The organism is Ruegeria sp. AL7, assembly GCF_056536105.1.
This window is the reverse complement of sequence record NZ_JBQFJF010000001.1, coordinates 2,659,440-2,678,659: the sequence shown is the minus strand read 5'-3', so window position 1 is coordinate 2,678,659 and position 19,220 is coordinate 2,659,440. Positions and strand designations below refer to the sequence as shown.

The window sequence follows — 19,220 nt, the reverse complement described above, 5'->3', positions numbered from 1 at the left end:
GTGCCTTACGCATAAACCTGCGTAATCTTTTTTATCTGTTCTTTTGTCCTTGCGCCGGGCTGCACATCATCATCAGTCAACGCCGCATCTTCCACGCGCTCATCTTCTGGCACAAGATAGCTGTTGATATCTTCTACACGCCTGCGCTTTTGGGCCGCCCAAATTCGCGCTTCGTCTACCTTTGACATTGGCACAAAGAACCGCGCCGCATCGCGCAAATGTCCGGCAGCAAGTTCGTTTAAGTCATGTTCGTAGTCGTTCTTTTCGCGGCTGCAGAGATATTCGAGAAGCTCGGTGCGCTCATCCGCCGACAGGGAACCCATCGTTGATTGGAAGGCATCAAACTCGTCGCGGCCATCAAACTGCTCATACCAATAACGGTTGAAGATGAAGTGATGTGGACGCAGTAAGATTCCTTCGAATTCTTCATAGGTATCGCCGAAGGCCTTCCGAAAGAAATCGGGGGCACCACTTACAATGCCATGCGTTGCCTGCAGAATGACCTGCATCGAACGCAAATAATACGTATTCCATTTTTCTCCAACGTGCCCTCTGTCTTGACGGTTCACAGGCTGATAGCGCATCGGAAACGAAAAGATGCGGATGTCGAGTTCTTCATTCAGATCAACGTTTAGGCGCATCCGTTCAAACAGGTCTTGCGGGCTGTCCTTGAAATTATAAAGCATGTAATTTGACAGTTCAGTAATTCCCGCATCTGCCGAATAACGGATCGCTTGAGAGTACGGTTTTCTTACGCCCAAGTGATCAAACGCGATGCGCAAAGGCTTAAGCGCAATTCGAGACAACTGCTGCAAATACATTGGATCCTTACAAAGGATACGGGCATCCACACCCTGATTGAAATCAACGCGCCTCTGCAGCTCATAACGCCCGCGTTTCAATTTCGCTCCACGCTCAAATCCCAGATCAATAATCTCCGCTATGATCTCTTTGAAGTTTGCCGAAGCGACGACATTATTGTCCATCAGGATCAAGTCGCGCTTTTCACCATAGAGCGTACTCACTCCTTCAACCACCGAGGTTAGAGAGTTTGTATCGCGCTGCATGCCTTCAAGCGTTGGTACTCCACAAAAGGCGCATTTTCTAACGCAGCCACGCGATGCATACGTAAAATACGCATCGAAGACGGGGTACTCGTATTCGATTTGCTTAAGGATGCTATAATCTGGAACAAGGTCTTCGATGGGCTTTCCGTTCACATCATCCGCGTAAAGCTCGTCGTCAAATGGGTCGAGTTCCAGGGAAATGGCAGGGGCGTCACCAAGCAGTCCTTTGATGAATCGAACGCCTCGCCACTTGGGTTCCGATATGTACTTGCCATGCATGAGTGAAGCGGCAATGCCACCGACAAACACTCGATGAGCTTGACCGCCCACCAAATCAAGAGCGTAGTCTATACTCCGCGCTGTCCGCTCCCATTCAAATGAAAAAAGAGTTGTAATGTACACGCGGTCCCAAGCGCACTCGTAAGCGGAAGGGTCTTCACCCTTCACAAAACGAACATGGTCCTTTTTACCCTGAGGGCCATGATATTGTGCAATTTTCATCAGGCCCAGAGGTGGATACTTGTTCCGGTGTCCGTCATCGAATGATTTGGAACACGAGCGTTTGATTGGCTTAGGAGGATCAGGCTCGCCGCAGTTTCAATCTACGCCGCGTTCTGATGATGCAGCAAGCGGCGTTTCTGGATTGTCTGGTGTTTGATTTCCTTTCTGCGTCTGAGGATTGTTTCGGCTCGACCGAAATAGACATCGGCGGGTGTCAGATTGCTGATGCTCTCGTGGTATCGGTTGTGGTTGTAGTGATTGATGAAGTCGCCGATGGCCTGTTCGAGCGCTCCTGGCAGATAGTAGTTTTCCAGCAGGACACGGTTCTTCATCGTCTGATGCCATCGCTCAATCTTGCCACTGGTCTGCGGATGGTTGGGCGCTCCCGAACATGATCCATACCCTGCTCATCCAGCCATTTCGCCAACTCGCCAGAGATGTAACTGCTGCCGTTGTCGCTGAGCAGCCGGGGCTTGTGGGCAACGGTGACACTGTCACAACCTGATGCAGCCAAAGCGTCTTCCAGCGTTCCTGTGACATCGTCAGCTTTCATCGTGGTGCAAAGGCGCCAAGAGACAACGTAACGGCTGTAATCATCCAGGATCGTAGACAGGTAGAACCAGCCCCAACCGATGACTTTGAGATAGGTGAAGTCGGTCTGCCAAAGCTGGTTCGGCCGCACAGTCTTCTCATGGAATTCATCCGCCGCTTTGATGGTGATGCAGGCTGGGCTAGTGATCAGATCTTGTGCCTTCAGAAGCCTGTAAACACTGGCCTCAGAAACGAAGTAGCGCCTGGTGTCGGTGAACCGCACCGCAAGCTCGCGGGGCGATAACTCGGGTTCTTCCAGAGCCAGTTCCACGATCTGCTTGCGCACCTTGTCGGGGATGCGGTTCCAAACCCTACCTGGCCGGGAATGGCGATCCTCAAGCCCGGCCTCGCCGAAAGACAGATACCTGTCGTACCAGCGGTAGAAGGTCGTTCTGGGAATGCCGAGCTTTTCCAGTGTGCGTTTGATCGGCAGGTGCGAACCGTCAACCAGCCGGATGATCTCAAGCTTTTCGGATGCGGGATATCTCATTCGTCGTCTCCCCCATCCTCGAACATGCTTTTTTTGAGCAGCCGGTTCTCAAGGGTCAGGTCGGCGACTACCTCTTTCAGCGCCGACGATTCCGCTCTCAAATCCTTCACCTCAGAGCTGGTAGCCTGGCGTGCGGTATCGCCAGCCAACCGCTTCTTACCGGCCTCAAGGAACTCTTTCGACCAGCTGTAATACAGGCTCGTAGCTATTCCTTCACGGCGACACAGCTCCGCTATGCTGTCTTCACCACGAAGCCCATCCAACACAATACGGATCTTCTCCTCTGCCGAATGCTGGCGCCGTGTCTTCCTGCGGATGTCTTTGACAACTCTCTCTGCTGACGCTTTCTGTTTCCCGGATTTCATTCTCATCTCCACTCTCTGATGGTTACGATGAGCCTGAAATCCTCCGCTACGCAATCAACCTAGTCTGTTCCATGGGTGCTGATGGCGGACAACTGGGGGGTCTACTACCCCCCATTTTTTTTGCCCTAGTTCGACCAAAGTTACAGTTACCGGTTACATCGTTGCCAATGCTATGGCGCTGCGCTGAGCGCATGCTGAGTGTTGGGCTGGGCAACCTCCGCCACGGGCCTTAAAGGGCCTAAACAGACGCCTACCTGTGGTAAATGGCTAAGCGACCTTAGCGGACGCCACAGCCACGCTGTGGGTTTATAGGCGGTTGCCAGCCACCGCCCTGAACAAACCCGCCTTGGCGGGCGGCAGAGGACGCGCTGGGCACCTCTGCGCCGCAGGTGGCCAGCATTGCAAAACTATCTTATTTGCTTCTCACCCGATACTCTCAGTGATGTTAGTCTCAATTAACGTAGAGCCATCGAACAAGCATTCGATCCGGTATTTCAGTTCCAAATTTAGCGCGTTCTTCGCTGTGAATGAGGAAATGACACGAGCCCGCCCTGAAACGTGCGGCATATACGCCAAGTCCCAAAGTCGAGAGAACTCAACTGTCGAAGGATGCACTGCGGCTTGTTTTGCTACGGCCTCACAACTGTTTACGGCTACACTCTTTGCCAGTGGTTCCGTTGCCCTAAATTGCTGTCCTGTTTCGGCATCTGTGGGCCGGAACCAAACATTGAAAGCGCTTTCCAGCGAGCCGCAGGTGACAAAAAATACGGGATCTCCTGCCTTGCTCTTTGAGGACGACTTCGCGACAGACGAAGGATCGAGTTTCCTGCAGTTCCGGTTTTCACTAGCGATCTTGTTCACCACGGCGATGATCTGCGGCTTGAACTTCGAGGTATCATCGTCCCAGTAGAAATCACCTTCTACATAGACGCGTCCGCTGCTTGCTGTGCGCTCAATCTCGCGCAAATTATCGCTGGGAACCCAACCTCGCACATGCGTCAGCCAGTCTGGGCTGACGATCTGTACTTTCGTCCAATCTGCTTGCGCGCACAATCGCCTCACGGTCGTCGAACTGTCGATGCGATGGAAAACGTCCTCGCCGATTGCCCGAGATGCTTTTCGATTCTTGACCTTGGACGCCGTCGTTGTTGGTTCGACGCGGATTTCATGATTGCCCGAGACAGCGACAACATCGTTAAGCACGAGACCGCCGTTGCCGCAAGGATCCGGTATTTCTCCGCTTGCTGAAATGCTCACCTGCAAAGCGGCTTGTTCGCCATCTGGTTTTGTCGGTGTCGAATTGCTGGCCGCTGAAGCAGTCTTTTGAGATTCGTGCTCTCGCCTTGTGATTTCCGCCTTAAATTCCTCTGGCCTTAGCTCCTCTAGCTCCGCAAGCCAGCGTTTCTCATCGACCTCTGCCAGTTCGGACAAGTAACTATCTGGGTCGGTCAGACGTAGGGCTGCCAACCGCTCTTCTTGCTGTTGATTGGACACCTGTGCGCCTTGCACACAAATGATCACAGCGAACAAAAAGAGCAGCGCTTTGCCGCGATGTTGGAAATGCGGAAAGCCCTTGCCAGTGACTACGGTGAAGGCAAAGACAAAGAACAGCAGTGCAGCAACGACTAATAGTGCGCCAAAGCTCACCTTCTGTAACACGAACATCGCCAAGATAAAGAAGACGAGTTCCAACATAACAATCAGAAAACGGACGAATGACTTTACAGATGAAATTCCCAAATTCTTCAATTTTTTACTGCTCATAGTGGTTCCTCTACTAACGAAATCGGCCACCAGAGTTTCCTCTGGCAGCCGGGGAGTTAGTAAGCCGCCCGTAGACAACCGCGCTGGCCTTTAGGCCGAAGCCCTGGACATACGCCAGTGCCTCCCCGACCATAAGGTTCGAGGAGGTGCATTACGGTCTGCACCGACCGCTACGGGAGGGGTTACTACGCCCCGAGACTGGCTCTATCTGCCAATCCTGAACGCAGCCTAGCCCGTATGTCTGAAAATCGAAAGCGCAAACGTCACCTTACGAACTTGCCGAAGGTGTTGATTCCAGTGTTAAAATCGGAGTGCATTCGGAGAAGGGTGGTGCCGCTGATAGGACTCGAACCTACGACCCCATCATTACGAATGACGTGCTCTACCAGCTGAGCTACAGCGGCATCCTTCTTTTTCCGCAGCCCTACTATGGCCCTACTAGTTACTGTGCGCCTTCTCTAACCTACTGGCCGCGAACGTCAATTGCGGATGGACCCGCTACTTACGAAGCGATTGCTCTACCAGCTGAGCTAATGCGGCAGCGACACGTCGTTTAAACGCGCCTTTCTTCGTTGTCCAGTGCCCTGACGGACTGATTGCGCCCTGCATAACATGGGTTGTGAATTCCGCTTAGGAAGCGAGTTCACATTCAGCCCGAAGCAAACCGCCAAAACCGAACTGCGTAACTCCAGCTTCGGGCAACGACACACCAGTTCACTAAAGATGGCCGACCGGCCGCTTCCTATGACTTGTTTAATACCTTTCGAAGTCTCGCTACATCAATGATCCTATGGATTTATGCCATCCTTGGCTGCAAGCTGCCATCAGTTCGAGATAAATTTTGGATTCCGGCGCATGGAAAAAGAACCGACCCGAGTGGAAAGAATTTTGGGATCAATAACAGAAAGGCGTTTCATCGCGCGCATCGTTGTTGTCGGCGTTATTATAGTCGCATTGGCGGAGTTTCTGGGCGCGATAAATGCGCTTGGGAACGCAATAGATCGAGTAGCTTCGCCGCAATCAGCGGTAAATAGGCTTGACGCAGAAAGGCAAGATACTGCCTTCGAGCTTTCACGAAACCTAAACAAAGTATTCGCCCGTATTAGAACAGCCGGTCCGGAGGGTATAGTTTACGAAAAATCGCGTGACGATTGGGTCGTGGTTTTGGGGCTGTCGGATCACCTAAAAACGCTCTATGCGATTGAAGCGGATTGGGCGATGGGTTCAGAAAAATTCTTTTTTGCAAAAAAACTTGCCGATATTTTGCACACTCAAATTAGCCGTGCAGAAGAGATACATCGACTTTCGGACGCAGAAGTCGACTGGCTGCTTTATGGCCAAATTCAGGAACTCATGGTGGAAGGACTCGCGATGCAATTGGCAGCTTCAGAACCCGGCCTCAAAACACAAAGCCCAATAGATAGGGTTTGGCATCGGTTGCAGACGCTATTTTCCCGACCAGACACTATCGAACCAGTGACGGTGCCCGTGCAAATCAGCGATGAATGATCCACTTCGACGCTTACCGAAACCTGTTTTTCTCGGATAAAACCACTTCTCAGCGCCTACATTTTAGTTGTTACAACTCGATCGCAGGCTGACTTTCGCCTTGGAAAAGAATGCAGCCAGTTTGGTTCAGGGCAGCAGTGCAACGCGTTTCGCGTTAGTAGCTTACCTTTGCCTAAAGCAAACATATGCAGCTTGTCGCGGCGGCTGAGAACAGCCGCTCAACGCTTGTGGCGACCTGCGGATGTGCAGTTCATTGCGAATGCACAGAGTTCGCCTTATGAGGGTTTTCTGGGGCCCGTACTGCTGAGTGTGCGCTTTGCTACGGTTTGAGCGGCTTTCAAAATAAGGAAAAATCGGCGTGTCGAATTTGAACGGAATTAGCTCTGAGATAGCTACCATTTTGGCCGAAAAACCAGCGGCACCGTTCCTTTTTCTGGGATCAGGTTTTTCTAGGCGGTACATTGGTCTGGAGACTTGGGGTGATCTTTTGTCTACCTTCTCAAGTGGCGTGAGACCATTTGACTACTATTCCGGCTCAGCAAATGAGAGTTTGCCACATGCCGCCAAACTTTTGGCAGAAGACTACTTTGAATACTGGTGGCAAGATGAACAGTTCGAGCAAACCCGCCAATCGCAGGGTAGCAAGATGGGGAAAAAAGCATCTCCCCTGAAATTAGAAATTTCAAAGTACCTCAGGCAGAAGTCAAAAACCGTACCAGCCAGTGAACACCTGCGTAGCGAACTAGCGTTGCTATCCAAATTGGATATTGATGGCGTAATCACCACCAATTGGGACACTTTGGCTGAGGCAGTCTTTCCTCTCTATAAAGTGTTTGTTGGGCAAGAAGAACTCATCTTCTCCAATCCGCAGTCTATCGCGGAAATATACAAAATTCATGGGTGTTGCACGAAGCCTGAAAGCTTGGTTCTGACATCAGATGACTATGACGCGTTTGAAAAGAAGTACTCTTATCTGGTAGCGAAGCTGATTACGATTTTTATTGAACACCCAGTGTTTTTCATTGGGTACAGTCTAAATGACAAAAACATCCAAGAAATGCTCGGAAGCATCGTTGGTTGCTTGACTGAGCAACAACTAAAAGTCTTTTCAGAAAACTTGTTTTTTGTGAAACGAGCGGGCGAAGCCGCACCCGCTAAAATCTACCCATCGACCATGCAGTTTGGCGAATACGCACTGACTTTGCAGGTGATCGAAACCTCCGATTTCTCAGAAGTCTATGCAGGGATTGAGACGGTAAGGCGCAAGATTCCAGCCAGAGTCTTGAGGGCGTGTAAGGAACAGATGTACGAGCTTGTGAAGTCCACTTCTCCTGAGACAAAGCTCGCAGTTGCCAATCTAGACGACCTTGAAGATGGAGCCGATATTGAGTTCGTTGTAGGTGTTGGCGTGGCACAAGCCGAGCAAGAGGAAAGTGATCTAGCGCAGCAAGGCTATAAAGGCATTTCACCACGGAACCTGTTCGAAGATATTGTCTTGGACAATCACGACTATGATCCGAAGAGAGTATTGTCGGAAGTCTTTCCTGATATGCCAGCTAAGCACGGCACATTTTTTCCAGGCTATAAATATCTACACGGTGTCGGCATCACTTCGATAGCGGAATTGAAAAATTCAGAATTTGAAAGCGCACTGCCGTTCTTCAACAAGTACTCGAGTAACAACTTTAGAAGCGGCTCTTTCACCCGGCCATTCATCCAGCATGCAAAGGGAATGTCAGCGGAGGAGATTGTCGAAAACTTCCCGGAAGATAGGGCTGCGGCGTACTTACCGTTCTTAGACGAAAAATCGTTTGATTTAGCGGTCGTTCAAAAGTTCCTGTCCGACAATTTTGAGAAGATTTTTGACAAAAAGAACTCGTATCACACGTACTACAAAAAGCTTGCTGTTCACTATGATAGGGTCAGGTTCGGTTTTCACAAATTCTAAACAGGGAGTATGCGACGGGCAACCAACGGGTCGCCTGTATGTCGTTTCGCCACGGAGTCGAAAAGCGCGTCACACAGCGACGTTTTCGGTCACGCAGGTATGAGCGTGGGCAAAACCACGCCGTTTTCTCAACTGCGAGCGTCTGAATAGCCGTGTCCGTGAACTTGATCTGAGGCATGTGACGATCCTTGTAATGGCGAATTTTTACAAGGCCGGCGTTACGATCCAACGCGTACCAAACACAACCAAGTGTTGCCGATTGATTTTATTGGGTTTTACCGATCTAAAATGTATAAATGTTGCTACAGTTTGATCATTACGAATGACGTGCTCTACCAGCTGAGCTACAGCGGCGCCTTGAGTCATCCGGAACTGGCCTCGACCGGATGAGATGGCCCATTTAAACCGTCAGCCTAAAGCCTGCAAGACCAGTTATGTCCGTTCGGGCCTTTCCCCCTTTTCACCAGTGGTTGTCGTCGACGTATTGGGCCAATGATCAATCCAATGGGGCGAGCTTCCAGTTTGTGAAATTTTTGTAACGACGCATGAGTAGTTTTGACTCTAAACTTATTATTCTATATTTCATGAAATATGATAGAAGAGATAACCGACCAGCTGGCCATCCTTGGCCACCCACAACGTATCACCGTATTTCGCATGTTGATGCGACGGTATCCTGACACTGTTCCAGCGGGGGAACTGGCGTCGGAACTGGGGATCAAGTCCAGCACCTTGTCGAACTATCTCAACGCGTTGCAGCGATCCGGGCTGGTCAAGCAGGAACGATCCGGGACGTCACTGCTCTATTCGATTGAGATGAAGAACGTGCAGCACATGTTCGATTTCCTGCTCGTGGATTGCTGCCGTGGCCGACCCGATCTTTGCATGCCCTTGGCCAAAGGGCGCGAAACCATGGCTGACCGAAAGTTCAATGTGTTGTTCATTTGCGTGGGTAATTCTGCCCGGTCGATCTTTGCCGAATCCCTTTTGCGGGATATCGGCGGGGATCGGTTCAATGTGTATTCGGCCGGCATACGACCGTTTTCCGAACTCAACCCGTTTGCAATTCGGGTTCTGCAAGACAAGGGGCATGATACATCGGCGCTCCGCTCCAAGAATGTATCCGAGTTCTCGCGACCGGGCGCGCCTGAAATGGATTTCGTCTTTACGGTCTGCAATCAGGCTGCGAACGAAGAATGCCCCGCCTGGGAAGGCCAGCCGATCAGCGGTCACTGGGGCATGGCGGATCCAGTCAAGGCAGAAGGCACCGATGCCGAGAAAAGCCTGGCCTTTCAAAACGCGTACGGCGCGCTGATGCGTCGGATTCAAGCCTTTACATCGCTGCCGATTGAAAGCCTGGACCGGATCGCACTGCAATCCGCCGTTGATGAAATCGCGCGGTCGCCACTTGAGGATGCACCATGACGACTTACGCTTTGAACGGCCTTGGCCGAATGGGGAAACTGGCCCTGAAGCCACTCTTGGAACAGGGGGCAAAGATTGCCTGGATCAACGATGCCGTCGGCGACCCCCAGATGCACGCGCATCTGTTGGAGTTCGACACCGTGCATGGGCGATGGGAAGCAGAATTCAGCTTTGATGCCGACAGCATCACTGTGAATGGAACCCGCCTGCCGTTCATCGGCACGAAAGACCTGAACACCCTACCGCTGGATGGCGTCGACGTCGTGATCGACTGTACGGGCGTGTTCAAGACCGAGGCCAAGCTGGCCCCGTATTTTGATGCCGGGGTGAAGAAGGTCGTCGTCTCGGCCCCGGTCAAAGACGGCCCGACGGCCAATATCGTTGTCGGTGTGAATGACGGCACATACGACCCCGCGACTCATAAAATTGTGACAGCGGCCTCGTGCACAACGAATTGCCTGGCGCCGGTGGTCAAGGTGATCCACGAGAATCTGGGAATCCGCCACGGGTCGATGACCACGATCCATGACGTGACCAACACGCAAACGATTGTTGATCGGCCCGCAAAAGACTTGCGGCGCGCACGGTCGGCCCTCAACTCACTGATCCCGACGACCACCGGTTCGGCCACCGCCATCACGCTGATCTATCCCGAACTCAAGGGGCGTCTGAATGGTCACGCCGTCAGGGTGCCGCTTTTGAACGCCTCGCTGACCGATTGCGTATTCGAAGTTGAGCGGGCCACCACGGTTGACGAGGTCAACGCCCTCTTCAAAGCGGCGGCTGAGGGTGATCTGAAGGGTATTCTGGGTTATGAGACCCGCCCACTGGTATCCACCGATTACACCAATGACAAACGCTCCTCGATCGTCGATGCGCCCTCGACCATGGTGATAAACGGGACACAGGTGAAAATCTATGCGTGGTACGACAATGAGATGGGCTATGCGCACCGCTTGGTGGATGTGGCGCTGATGGTCGGGTCCTCGCTGTGACCCAGCGGCCCGAAGGACTGTCGGCTTATGTCGCGGTCACGGCGGCTTATTGGGCCTTCATGCTGACTGACGGGGCGCTCAGGATGTTGGTGCTGCTGCACTTTCACACCATGGGATTCTCACCGGTTCAGCTGGCCTATCTGTTTGTGCTTTACGAGATTGCTGGGATCGTCACCAACCTGGCCGCAGGCTGGATTGCCGCCCGGTTCGGGTTGACGTCCACCCTTTATGCAGGATTGGGGCTGCAGGTGGTGGCGTTGCTTGCCATGACGCAGCTTGATCCGCACTGGACCGTTACCGCCTCGGTCAGCTTTGCGATGATGGTGCAGGGGGCAAGCGGAGTGGCCAAGGATCTGGCCAAGATGTCGTCGAAATCATCAGTCAAATTACTGGCCCCGGCCGAGGGCGGAGGGCTGTTTCGGTGGGTCGCGGTGCTGACCGGATCAAAAAACGCCGTCAAAGGGCTGGGTTTCCTGTTGGGCGCGGCCATGCTGGCCACGTTGGGATTCATGACGGCAATTCTGGCCATGGCGGCGGTTCTGGCACTGATCCTGTTCGCAGTTATTCTGTTCATGCCAGCGGGCCTGCCGAAGGGGCGAAAAGGGGCGAAATTCTCGGAAATATTGTCAAAATCCGCCAATGTGAACTGGCTATCCGCAGCGCGGGTCTTTCTGTTCGGTGCCCGCGATGTCTGGTTCGTGGTCGGCATCCCGATCTATTTCTATGCCGCCCTGTCGGACGGCACCGACGACGGCAACCGTTCCGCGTTCTTCATGATCGGAACATTCATGGCGCTGTGGGTCATCCTCTATGGCGCAGTGCAGGCCTACGCGCCAAAGATCCTTCGTGCGGCGGATCGAACCGAAGGCGATTTGATCCGCGCGGCACGTAATTGGGCGATTGTCCTTTTCTGCGTTCCTGCGGCTCTAACATTCGCCGTATCGCTGTCAAATGGGCCTGAAACCTGGCTGACCACAACGCTTGTGGTTGGGTTGCTGATCTTCGGAGCGATATTTGCGGTGAATTCATCGCTGCATTCCTATCTGATCCTGGCCTTCACCCGGTCCGAACGCGTGACAATGGACGTCGGATTTTATTACATGGCAAATGCAACAGGCCGGCTGATCGGCACGGTTCTGTCCGGCCTGACCTATCAGATCGGAGGATTGCCAATGGTCCTCGGCACCGCGTCCGTGATGTTGGCCCTTGCTGCGCTGACTTCATGCAAACTGACAGACCAAACCTCCGACGCACTGACGTGACCGTTTTTGAACGAAACCTCATTGACTGAATCGCCCTCGCCATGATTGGTAGCGATCTGATCGGCGGGGCTGCGCAAGGTTATAGAAAATCGAATGGCGCGAATTTTACATGTTTCGGCATATGCCTTCGCAATGTTCAGTAAACCATGACGACTCCGCTGGCCGCTGAATCCCGGTATCCGACATATTATCCTGTATTTTTGGTGACCCCGGCAGGATTCGTACCTGCAACCTGCCCCTTAGGAGGGAGTTATTCATCTTTGATTTCCTTCTTTGTTTTCCGTTTCTTAAGTGATTTTGGCTTTGCCGCTTGTACAGGCTTCGTACGAAAACGCGCCCTGATGGCGGCTTCGTCGGTCTCTGCATGGGCATAGATACGCATCGGCAGATTGGGATCTTACCACCGCCCTGCCCTGGCTGCTGTCACTGGGTCAACGCCCTGCCGGACCACCAGTTCTGTGAAAAACCCATGCCTCCCGGCGGGGTGCGCCGAAAGGTATGGAATGCCCGCACGCTTGCAGATCGTCTTCCAGCGGTTGTTAGAGCCGGTCGAGCTGCCGTAACCAAAAACACGGGGAGACAGGAGCTGTCCGGTTTTCAGGTTCTTGGGCCGCTTCGGCTGCAAGGCCTCAAGCTCAGCCATCATTTCGGGAGAAACTGCAATCCAGCTTTCGGCATGGCCTTTCTGAGCCTTGATACGAACCTCGCAGGTTTCGGGTCTCAGATCGTCCGGCTCAATTGAAATCGCCTGGTCAATGCGCGCTGCCGTCTCAAACATGAAGCGCGCCATCGCGGCATTGTAGGGATCGGCCGCCGCGCAAAACGCCTCGATCCATTCGCGCGTTGCCGGGATGCGCTCAACTCGGCTGGTTTTCTGCCTGCGCTGATCTTGGGCAATCCGCTCGAACTTGTCATACCGTTTAACCCGCAGGAGTGGCGTCCCCTTGAATTCGTGCGCGTTGTTGATGACCGCGCGCGCCGGAGTCACGATCTCGCGCCACCAAGTATCTGTGCAAGCCTTCGGTTTCAGTTTGGGTCCAAGGCTCTTGAGTAGCGCCCCCGTGATCGCACCGAGAGGCAAGTCCCCGATTTCTTCCAGTATCGGCAGGAGCTGCTTCGCCGTTTGGGGCGACGGGAGATAAATCTCAACGGCGTCAGCAAATCGCAAGGTGTGTTCTTCGCCGATGACATGCTTACGGATCTGAAGTTCCGTTTCATCCCTTATCCAGTCCCTTGCGCAGCCTCAGTAGTCGCTCGCGTGCTTTTGCGATATGGACCGGCGATCGGTCGACCGTTGTATTCGATCCAGCCCTTGACCCAGTAGACCGATCCGCGTTGGTAGGGTTCGAGCGGCATCCTTGGCTCTACATCAAAATTCTGTCGAGTTGCGATGGGGTGATAATCATCGCATTTCCAATCTTGAATCGTGCACCCAGCCGATTTGCCTTCTCTCGAACCGTTCGTTCGGTAATCCGGATCCCACGGCTGACCAACACCTCGACCCACTGGTCCGGTGTCTTGCCCGTTGCCAGAATTTCCGAACCGAAAGAGGAGCCGGGCGCACCATTCATCTTTATTGGCCCATCGCTTTCTGTGACGACTTGATCAGCGCTTCGAGGTGCTCGGGTGTCAGCTACATCAAACGACCGATATTGTAGAAGTTCCCGGTCCTGTGCGCCTTTTCCCGGATAAGCCGGGGCGAAACATGCACGCCGTGTTCGCGCAAGCTCACGCTCCACGCCTCTGGTGTCTGACTCTGCGTTAGAAGCTCCGACATTTCTCCACCTGCAATCTTCGTAAACTCTTGCAAGAAGTTGCAGGCCATAGGTAAGAAGTCACGCGACAGTACAAATATTCTACATTTTCGGAACATATGTTCCGAAATCAGGAGTGCCATGCCGTTTGTTCCGCAGAAACCGCCTACACCTGAAGAAGAAGAGCAGGCCAAACGCGAGCGAATGAAGCAAGATTTGCTCGATTACAGGCGGGCATATCATTCCCCTGTGTCGCCTCTGCATGAAAACTTGCGAACCCTTCGAATCAACCGACAGCTAAAGAAACAGGATATGGCTGATCTGATGGGGATCACGCCGCGCACATATTATACCTATGAAAGTGGCGCGCGGCCTGTTCCTTCAGACTCACTTGCTAGGCTCGCAACCATGATCGACGTCGATCTGGATATGCTCCTAATGGGACGTTCTCTCAAGCCGACACCACAGATCATTGAGAGTGCAATCGACGACCTCATGAAAATCCTTGAGTTTCTGGATCGCGAGTATCCAACCATGGATTGGAAGACCCGGATGAAAGTTGCTCGACATGCCGTCATGGCTGATACAGGTGACTGGCCCCGCGTGGATCCCGAGATGATCCGTGGATCAGTTAAAGTCCTTACCAGGTACAAATTTCATCCGGAAAATCTCCCCCAACCACCTAATCCTGACGACTACGGCGATGATGATCGACCGCACGGTTATGAACGGGACATGGCTGCCTGGCAGGCCATTGTTGATCAAGATCTTGGAGACGACACCTAAGGCTTCAGCAGCGTCCAAGCCTCAACGCCGAACCCCTCGGCCACCCGATACAGGTTGTCGATCGAGATGTTCTGTTCCGAGCGCTCGACCGCGCTGAGATAGGTTCGGTTCAGCCCGGCCTCGTTCGCCAGATACTCCTGCGACCAGCCACGCTCGGCGCGCAGCTTGCGCATATTGCGCGCGACGATGTCTCGCAGGGGGCTCTTGGGCGTCGTTTTCATGCACAATGCTATTGTGCTTTGACGCTTTTAAATCTACCTGTTTTAACATACATTCGACGAGTTGGAGAGTACCCATGCCCCAATGCCCCACTGTATGACCGAGATCCACGAAGAGGCACGGGTTTGCCCGTCCTGCGGCGCAAAGAAGGGCGTTCTGGGCGCGGGGTTCACTGGGCGCTACCTGAAGGTTCGGGCTGGTATCGTGGCGGCGATTGGCCTGCTGCCGCTCCTCGTCGGGCTTGGCTTTCTTGTCACAGGCGACGTCATTGGCTTCATGCTGCTGGGTGGGCTTGCCGCCATACCTTTCGCCATCGCTGCCGGAATCTTTGTCGCATCGGAGGGGCGCGAAAAATGGTATCGCTGAACCTTCACGATCCGGACGGCGTGCAGCGCCGCTTGCAGGCCTTTCTTGTCCAGTTCACCGTGCCGCATTGGGTTACGCAGACCCAGACCAACGCCACGATTGAGGATCAGGAACGCGCCGCAGGGGGGCTGGACCTCGTTCTGGATATCCTGCTCGATGCGCAGCTCGGGCTGGAGGCCGATCTGGTTCCTGCCGATCAAGAGCAATTCTGGCACAGCCCGCGCTGTTTGCACGCGCCGGAAACGGGGGCGCAATTCGATATCCGCGTGGGTGCGCGCGGCGGCTATGGTCTGCGCGTCACGGCGGGCAACGCTGTGTTCACCGATAACGCAATAAGCTTTGAGGCCCTGACCATGGCACTGCGCAGCTTCGCTGCCCTGCACCGCGAGGCCACCGCATGAGCGAGCAGAAGCACACCTCTTTCTACATCAGCGCCGAGGGCCACAAGGCTCTGCGGCTGGAGGTGATCAAACGCGGCCTGTCGATGAGCCAACTCATCGCCCGCGCGCTGGCCGATGCGGGGGTCGATATTCCGGCAGAGGATTTGAAGAAATGAAAACGCTGTTCACCGCCGCGCTGATCGCGCTCGCCAGCCCTGTCATGGCCGGGGGCTGATATTTCGAGGCATCACTGGAAGGCGGGGCCGAATTCTGGACCTTCACCAATGCGACGGGCGATGTCAGCCCGCGCCGCCAGACGGGGGATGAAATCTGGCTCATACGCTCGGACGAGGTGAGCGAGCTGGGGCCGGACGGGGCCTGCACCTTTGACAACTGCGCCGTGAAGGTGCTGCCAGGCGGGCAAGTTCCAGAAGCGCGGGAACGGGTGCAGCTCACCTTCTCGAACGGCGAGATGCTGGACTTCGAGGCGCGCGGCGGCGAGATTCTGTTCGACAACTATTCCGCCGCAGGCATGGGCGCGACCGCGCTGTTCGTCGAAAACATCCGCGCGGCGGAATGGGCCGAAGTCGGCTTTGGCGGGCTGGCGCACAGGTTCAGCCTTGCCGGATCGGCTAAGGCGCTGGATGCAATCAGGGTGTATCTGCAATAGGCGTGCGATGGAGATATAGGGCGATAGCACTATCACACGATCAAATGAGGGCGCGGTATGGCGCGGTTTCTGGTCTGGAGCGACCTGCTTGACGAATTCTGGGGCGGCTTCGACCTGCCCGATCTGTCCGCTCCGCTGGACGGGATTCTGATAGCGGGCGATACGCACACGCGAGGGCGGCATCTGGAGATTCCGGCGTATGCCGCGCACAAATATAGCTGCCCGGTCGTGGTGATCTGGGGCAATCATGAACCCTATGGCTCGGTCTGGGCGGAACTGTTGACCGAGGAGGAGCGCCAGCTTACCGAACTGCGCGCCGAAGGCCTCGACGTCCGCGTTCTGCATGGGGCCGAGACCGAAATCGCGGGCGTCCGTATCATCGGCGCGACGCTCTGGACGAATCTGCAACTCTATCCAGAGTTCGACGACCTCGCGCGGATCATGGTCTCGGCCTACATGCAGGACTACCATGCCATTCACACCGCGCCCGATACCCGCTTTACCATCGACGACATGCTGGAACGTCATGCGCAGGACAAAGCTGCGATCCCCGCCGCCCTGCGTGCCCCATATGATGGCCCGACCGTAGTTATGACCCACCACCTGCCGCTGCGCGAACTGATCGCCCTGTGCGCATCATCGGCGGCCACGTGAAGCGCGCGATGAACAACGGGTTTGCCTGCGACCTCTGGGACGAGATCCGGGGCTTCGACATCGACACATGGATTTGGGGGCACAGCCACGAGGGAGAGAGCCGGACATTCGAAAGCGACCACGGACCGATCCGCTTTGTCACGAACCAGCGGGGATATCCAGGTGAGGAGGTGTCGTTCGATCCGGCCTTTGTGCTGGAGGTCTGAGAGTGTCAGGATAGGGCGATAGCGCTATCCCGCTGCCGCATGATCGCTTCGAGCCTATTTTGTCGGATGCTGCGTCGTGCATGAATGTCTGGCTCCAATTCAAGCAGGATGCGTTGCTCTCCGCAAAAAAGTTGCAAACGGTAGTCTTGGGCTTTCTTTACCAATTGTGAATAGAACATTTCCGGCACGCTTTCGGAGATTCCATGCAACACAGTTTCAGCCACTTCTTAAGGCACGGCGGTGACGGCAAGTACGAGATCGCGCAGCGACACGGTCATCTGATTGGCCGCCGCGTAGGATTATCGCTCAAGTCGACATTTCCTAACTACACAGCTCTACGGGCCGATTTCAGCGAACGCCTCGACCAGGTGATCTCCGAAAACACTCGGATGCTTCTGAACGCGCTGACCCCGCCTGACACAGTGCCAATTGTCTCCGAAGCTGAATTGCGGGATGTGTCAGATGCAAAGTCAGAAGCGCTCGACGCCTGGGACGCGCGCCTTGAGAGAATATTCGGCGAATACCAAAACCATCCGCAACGGTTGCGGCCACTGCGCACAGACATGGAAGAACGTCTCGTTCGGGCTTTTGCGGGAGTAATAAATCGGCTTCGGCAGGAAAGCTTGGGGATTCAGCAATACATCTGGCGCTCGCGAGATGATGCCAAGGTGCGCGACAGCCATGCGGCCTATGACGACCGCGTTTTCCGCTGGAACAATCCACCGGAGGGCGGGCATCCCGGCGAGGCACACAATTGCAGGTGCTATGCCGAGCCAGTGTTGCCGGGCGTTCAGAGCAATGTGGTACTCGCTGACTTTGCACCCACGGCAAATGGTGTCCCCGCTCTCGATCTGACGGAGGCGATGCGTGGCTTGCGCGCTCTGACGGGCGTCGGCGCGGCGCTTCTTGCGTCTGATGCGCTGCAAAACTGGACGCAAGCCATGCGTGATAGGCGCGTGGACGATGCTGGCGCGCGACTGGGGGTCGATGTAACAACTGTAGAAGGTCGCCTGGCGGCGACAGCCTATGCCCTCGTGCAGGAAGGGATTAGCACCGGCGAGTATCCGGTCCTGCCCAAGACCCCCGAATTCGCACGAATAGGGGCCGAAGCGGCAGCGCTTTATGAGTTGCTAAATCCCGGCACCATTCTTGATACGGGCGTTGGCGGTGATCCCGCGAAACAGCGCGCTTTGCAGGATTTCATCGCAGCCGCCGGGGCAGCGTTCGCGCGCGGTGAACTGCGGCTTCAGGATGGGGAACTGGCGCAAGGCTGGGTCGAAGTCTTTCCTGAGCTTGCGGAGGATGAACGCCGCTTGGGGCAACTGCCGGGCTTCACTCCGGAACGGGTCGAGCAATGGCTTGAAACCTATCCGATTGAAGAGCTTGGCCTGCCGAACCACACCGGATCGCCAATTCCTGATGATCCGACCGACAACATTGTCTCAACGCCGATCCCGGAAGGGGCGGGGCCGAATATTGTCGAAGCCCGACCTGGGGCCACAACGACACCTGGCGGCAACAGAATTCTGCCCCACGGTGGCAAAGGGGGCGGGCGAGAATATATTGGCCTCAAAGGCCACGATGTTGAGCAAATTGACGAGATCATCGCCAATCCTCGTCCAGATCTGAGTGGTATCGTTGAAGGGCGCGGCAGATACAAAGGGCAGGATATGACCCTGTTGACAGGCCAGGATGGCCATTGGGTTCTTCTTGACCCCGATGGTAACGTCTTCGCTGTAAGCAATCGTAATCTGCCGCTTGGGCACAAAGAGAACCAACCGGACGACATCATCCGTCCTCTGGAGGAGCAATGAATACACGGTTTGAAGACCTGATAGAGCAGGCACAAACAGGGGCAGGCACTGAATGGATTTCCGAAGCCGAGCTTCTGGACTTCAACGAATATCTTGCCACGCGCGGCTTTGGCATTTCAAGAATGGAGGTCGCACAGGCAGCCGGTGGGACCGTCAAGCGAAATTTCGGCTACGGCATCTTGCCTGCCCCAATCGGCGACGACCCCGAACACTGGCTCAATCATTTCGATCCCCAACGTTCCGCCGCATATGTTCGCGAAACTGTTCAGTTTGCCAAAGAAGACGGCGCCCTGTTCGACTACAAGGTTTGGGCCGAGCTGCCTTAAATCACCGAGAAGCTTGGTCAAAAAACATACGTTTCTGCCCTGCCAACCCTGAGCCGCCATTGGTGCGATCGCAGAGAAACGAGGCTTTGTCTGCATTTCTGCCGTCTAACACTTCTAGCTGGGCTGAT

18 protein-coding genes, 1 tRNA gene and 1 pseudogene are annotated in these 19,220 nt (G+C 54.5%); 14 read left to right on the top strand and 6 right to left on the bottom strand.

Annotated features, from left to right (window positions below):
* Positions 1–5: 5 nt before the first annotated feature.
* From ACR3E2_RS13440 to ACR3E2_RS13425, 4 genes and pseudogenes are all read right to left on the bottom strand, one after another.
* Positions 6–1,568, bottom strand: coding sequence for a radical SAM protein (locus tag ACR3E2_RS13440; protein WP_480484541.1), 1,563 nt, complete (start codon positions 1,566–1,568; stop codon positions 6–8).
* 101 nt (positions 1,569–1,669) lie between these two features.
* Positions 1,670–3,020 (bottom strand): annotated as a pseudogene (locus ACR3E2_RS13435) (IS3 family transposase).
* Positions 3,021–3,437: 417 nt separating this feature from the next.
* Positions 3,438–4,778, bottom strand: a complete 1,341-nt coding sequence (locus ACR3E2_RS13430; protein WP_480482360.1) for a hypothetical protein — start codon at positions 4,776–4,778, stop codon at positions 3,438–3,440.
* A gap of 328 nt (positions 4,779–5,106) precedes the next feature.
* Positions 5,107–5,182: transfer RNA gene (locus ACR3E2_RS13425), tRNA-Thr, on the bottom strand.
* A 451-nt stretch (positions 5,183–5,633) separates the two neighbouring features.
* On the opposite strand from ACR3E2_RS13425, the gene ACR3E2_RS13420 reads away from it, so the two are divergent.
* From ACR3E2_RS13420 to arsJ, 5 genes are all read left to right on the top strand, one after another.
* Complete coding sequence (locus ACR3E2_RS13420; RefSeq protein ID WP_480482362.1) at positions 5,634–6,287, top strand: hypothetical protein; 654 nt, start codon at positions 5,634–5,636, stop codon at positions 6,285–6,287.
* Positions 6,288–6,645: 358 nt separating this feature from the next.
* The gene (locus ACR3E2_RS13415) at positions 6,646–8,235 is read left to right on the top strand and encodes an SIR2 family protein (protein WP_480482364.1); all 1,590 of its coding nucleotides are present in this window, start codon (positions 6,646–6,648) and stop codon (positions 8,233–8,235) included.
* Between the two features lie 591 nt (positions 8,236–8,826).
* A complete protein-coding gene (locus ACR3E2_RS13410) occupies positions 8,827–9,660 on the top strand; it encodes an arsenate reductase/protein-tyrosine-phosphatase family protein (protein WP_480482366.1) in 834 nt (277 codons plus the stop codon).
* The gene (locus tag ACR3E2_RS13405) at positions 9,657–10,655 is read left to right on the top strand and encodes an ArsJ-associated glyceraldehyde-3-phosphate dehydrogenase (RefSeq protein ID WP_480482368.1); all 999 of its coding nucleotides are present in this window, start codon (positions 9,657–9,659) and stop codon (positions 10,653–10,655) included. Before ACR3E2_RS13410 ends, ACR3E2_RS13405 begins: the two co-directional genes overlap by 4 nt.
* Positions 10,652–11,917, top strand: a complete 1,266-nt coding sequence (gene arsJ / locus ACR3E2_RS13400) for an organoarsenical effux MFS transporter ArsJ (RefSeq protein WP_480482370.1) — start codon at positions 10,652–10,654, stop codon at positions 11,915–11,917. The genes ACR3E2_RS13405 and arsJ overlap by 4 nt, the downstream gene beginning before the upstream one ends.
* 397 nt (positions 11,918–12,314) lie before the next feature.
* Here the strand turns inward: arsJ and ACR3E2_RS13395 are convergent, their stop codons facing one another.
* A complete protein-coding gene (locus tag ACR3E2_RS13395) occupies positions 12,315–12,905 on the bottom strand; it encodes a tyrosine-type recombinase/integrase (protein WP_480482372.1) in 591 nt (196 codons plus the stop codon).
* A gap of 907 nt (positions 12,906–13,812) precedes the next feature.
* Here ACR3E2_RS13395 and ACR3E2_RS13390 point away from each other — a divergent pair.
* A complete protein-coding gene (locus tag ACR3E2_RS13390; protein WP_480482374.1) occupies positions 13,813–14,457 on the top strand; it encodes a helix-turn-helix domain-containing protein in 645 nt (214 codons plus the stop codon).
* Here ACR3E2_RS13390 and ACR3E2_RS13385 read toward each other — a convergent pair.
* The gene (locus ACR3E2_RS13385; protein WP_456036516.1) at positions 14,454–14,678 is read right to left on the bottom strand and encodes a helix-turn-helix domain-containing protein; all 225 of its coding nucleotides are present in this window, start codon (positions 14,676–14,678) and stop codon (positions 14,454–14,456) included. The genes ACR3E2_RS13390 and ACR3E2_RS13385 overlap by 4 nt on opposite strands.
* A gap of 94 nt (positions 14,679–14,772) precedes the next feature.
* On the opposite strand from ACR3E2_RS13385, the gene ACR3E2_RS13380 reads away from it, so the two are divergent.
* The 8 genes from ACR3E2_RS13380 to ACR3E2_RS13345 all read left to right on the top strand — a co-directional run bounded on the left by ACR3E2_RS13380 (position 14,773) and on the right by ACR3E2_RS13345 (position 19,092).
* Positions 14,773–15,042, top strand: a complete 270-nt coding sequence (locus ACR3E2_RS13380) for a hypothetical protein (RefSeq protein WP_480482376.1) — start codon at positions 14,773–14,775, stop codon at positions 15,040–15,042.
* On the top strand, positions 15,030–15,443 hold the full coding sequence (locus tag ACR3E2_RS13375; protein WP_480482378.1) for a hypothetical protein: 414 nt from the start codon (positions 15,030–15,032) through the stop codon (positions 15,441–15,443). Before ACR3E2_RS13380 ends, ACR3E2_RS13375 begins: the two co-directional genes overlap by 13 nt.
* Positions 15,440–15,598 (top strand): hypothetical protein, encoded by a 159-nt coding sequence (locus ACR3E2_RS13370; RefSeq protein ID WP_480482380.1) that lies wholly within the window; start codon positions 15,440–15,442, stop codon positions 15,596–15,598. Before ACR3E2_RS13375 ends, ACR3E2_RS13370 begins: the two co-directional genes overlap by 4 nt.
* A 176-nt stretch (positions 15,599–15,774) precedes the next feature.
* Complete coding sequence (locus ACR3E2_RS13365) at positions 15,775–16,092, top strand: hypothetical protein (protein ID WP_480482382.1); 318 nt, start codon at positions 15,775–15,777, stop codon at positions 16,090–16,092.
* 57 nt (positions 16,093–16,149) lie between these two features.
* Positions 16,150–16,746 (top strand): metallophosphoesterase family protein, encoded by a 597-nt coding sequence (locus tag ACR3E2_RS13360; RefSeq protein WP_480482384.1) that lies wholly within the window; start codon positions 16,150–16,152, stop codon positions 16,744–16,746.
* Between the two features lie 8 nt (positions 16,747–16,754).
* Entirely contained in the window at positions 16,755–16,952 is a 198-nt protein-coding gene (locus tag ACR3E2_RS13355; RefSeq protein ID WP_480482386.1) for a hypothetical protein, read from the top strand.
* 203 nt (positions 16,953–17,155) lie between these two features.
* A complete protein-coding gene (locus ACR3E2_RS13350; protein ID WP_480482388.1) occupies positions 17,156–18,766 on the top strand; it encodes a phage minor head protein in 1,611 nt (536 codons plus the stop codon).
* Positions 18,763–19,092 (top strand): hypothetical protein, encoded by a 330-nt coding sequence (locus tag ACR3E2_RS13345; protein WP_480482390.1) that lies wholly within the window; start codon positions 18,763–18,765, stop codon positions 19,090–19,092. Before ACR3E2_RS13350 ends, ACR3E2_RS13345 begins: the two co-directional genes overlap by 4 nt.
* Positions 19,093–19,220: the final 128 nt, after the last annotated feature.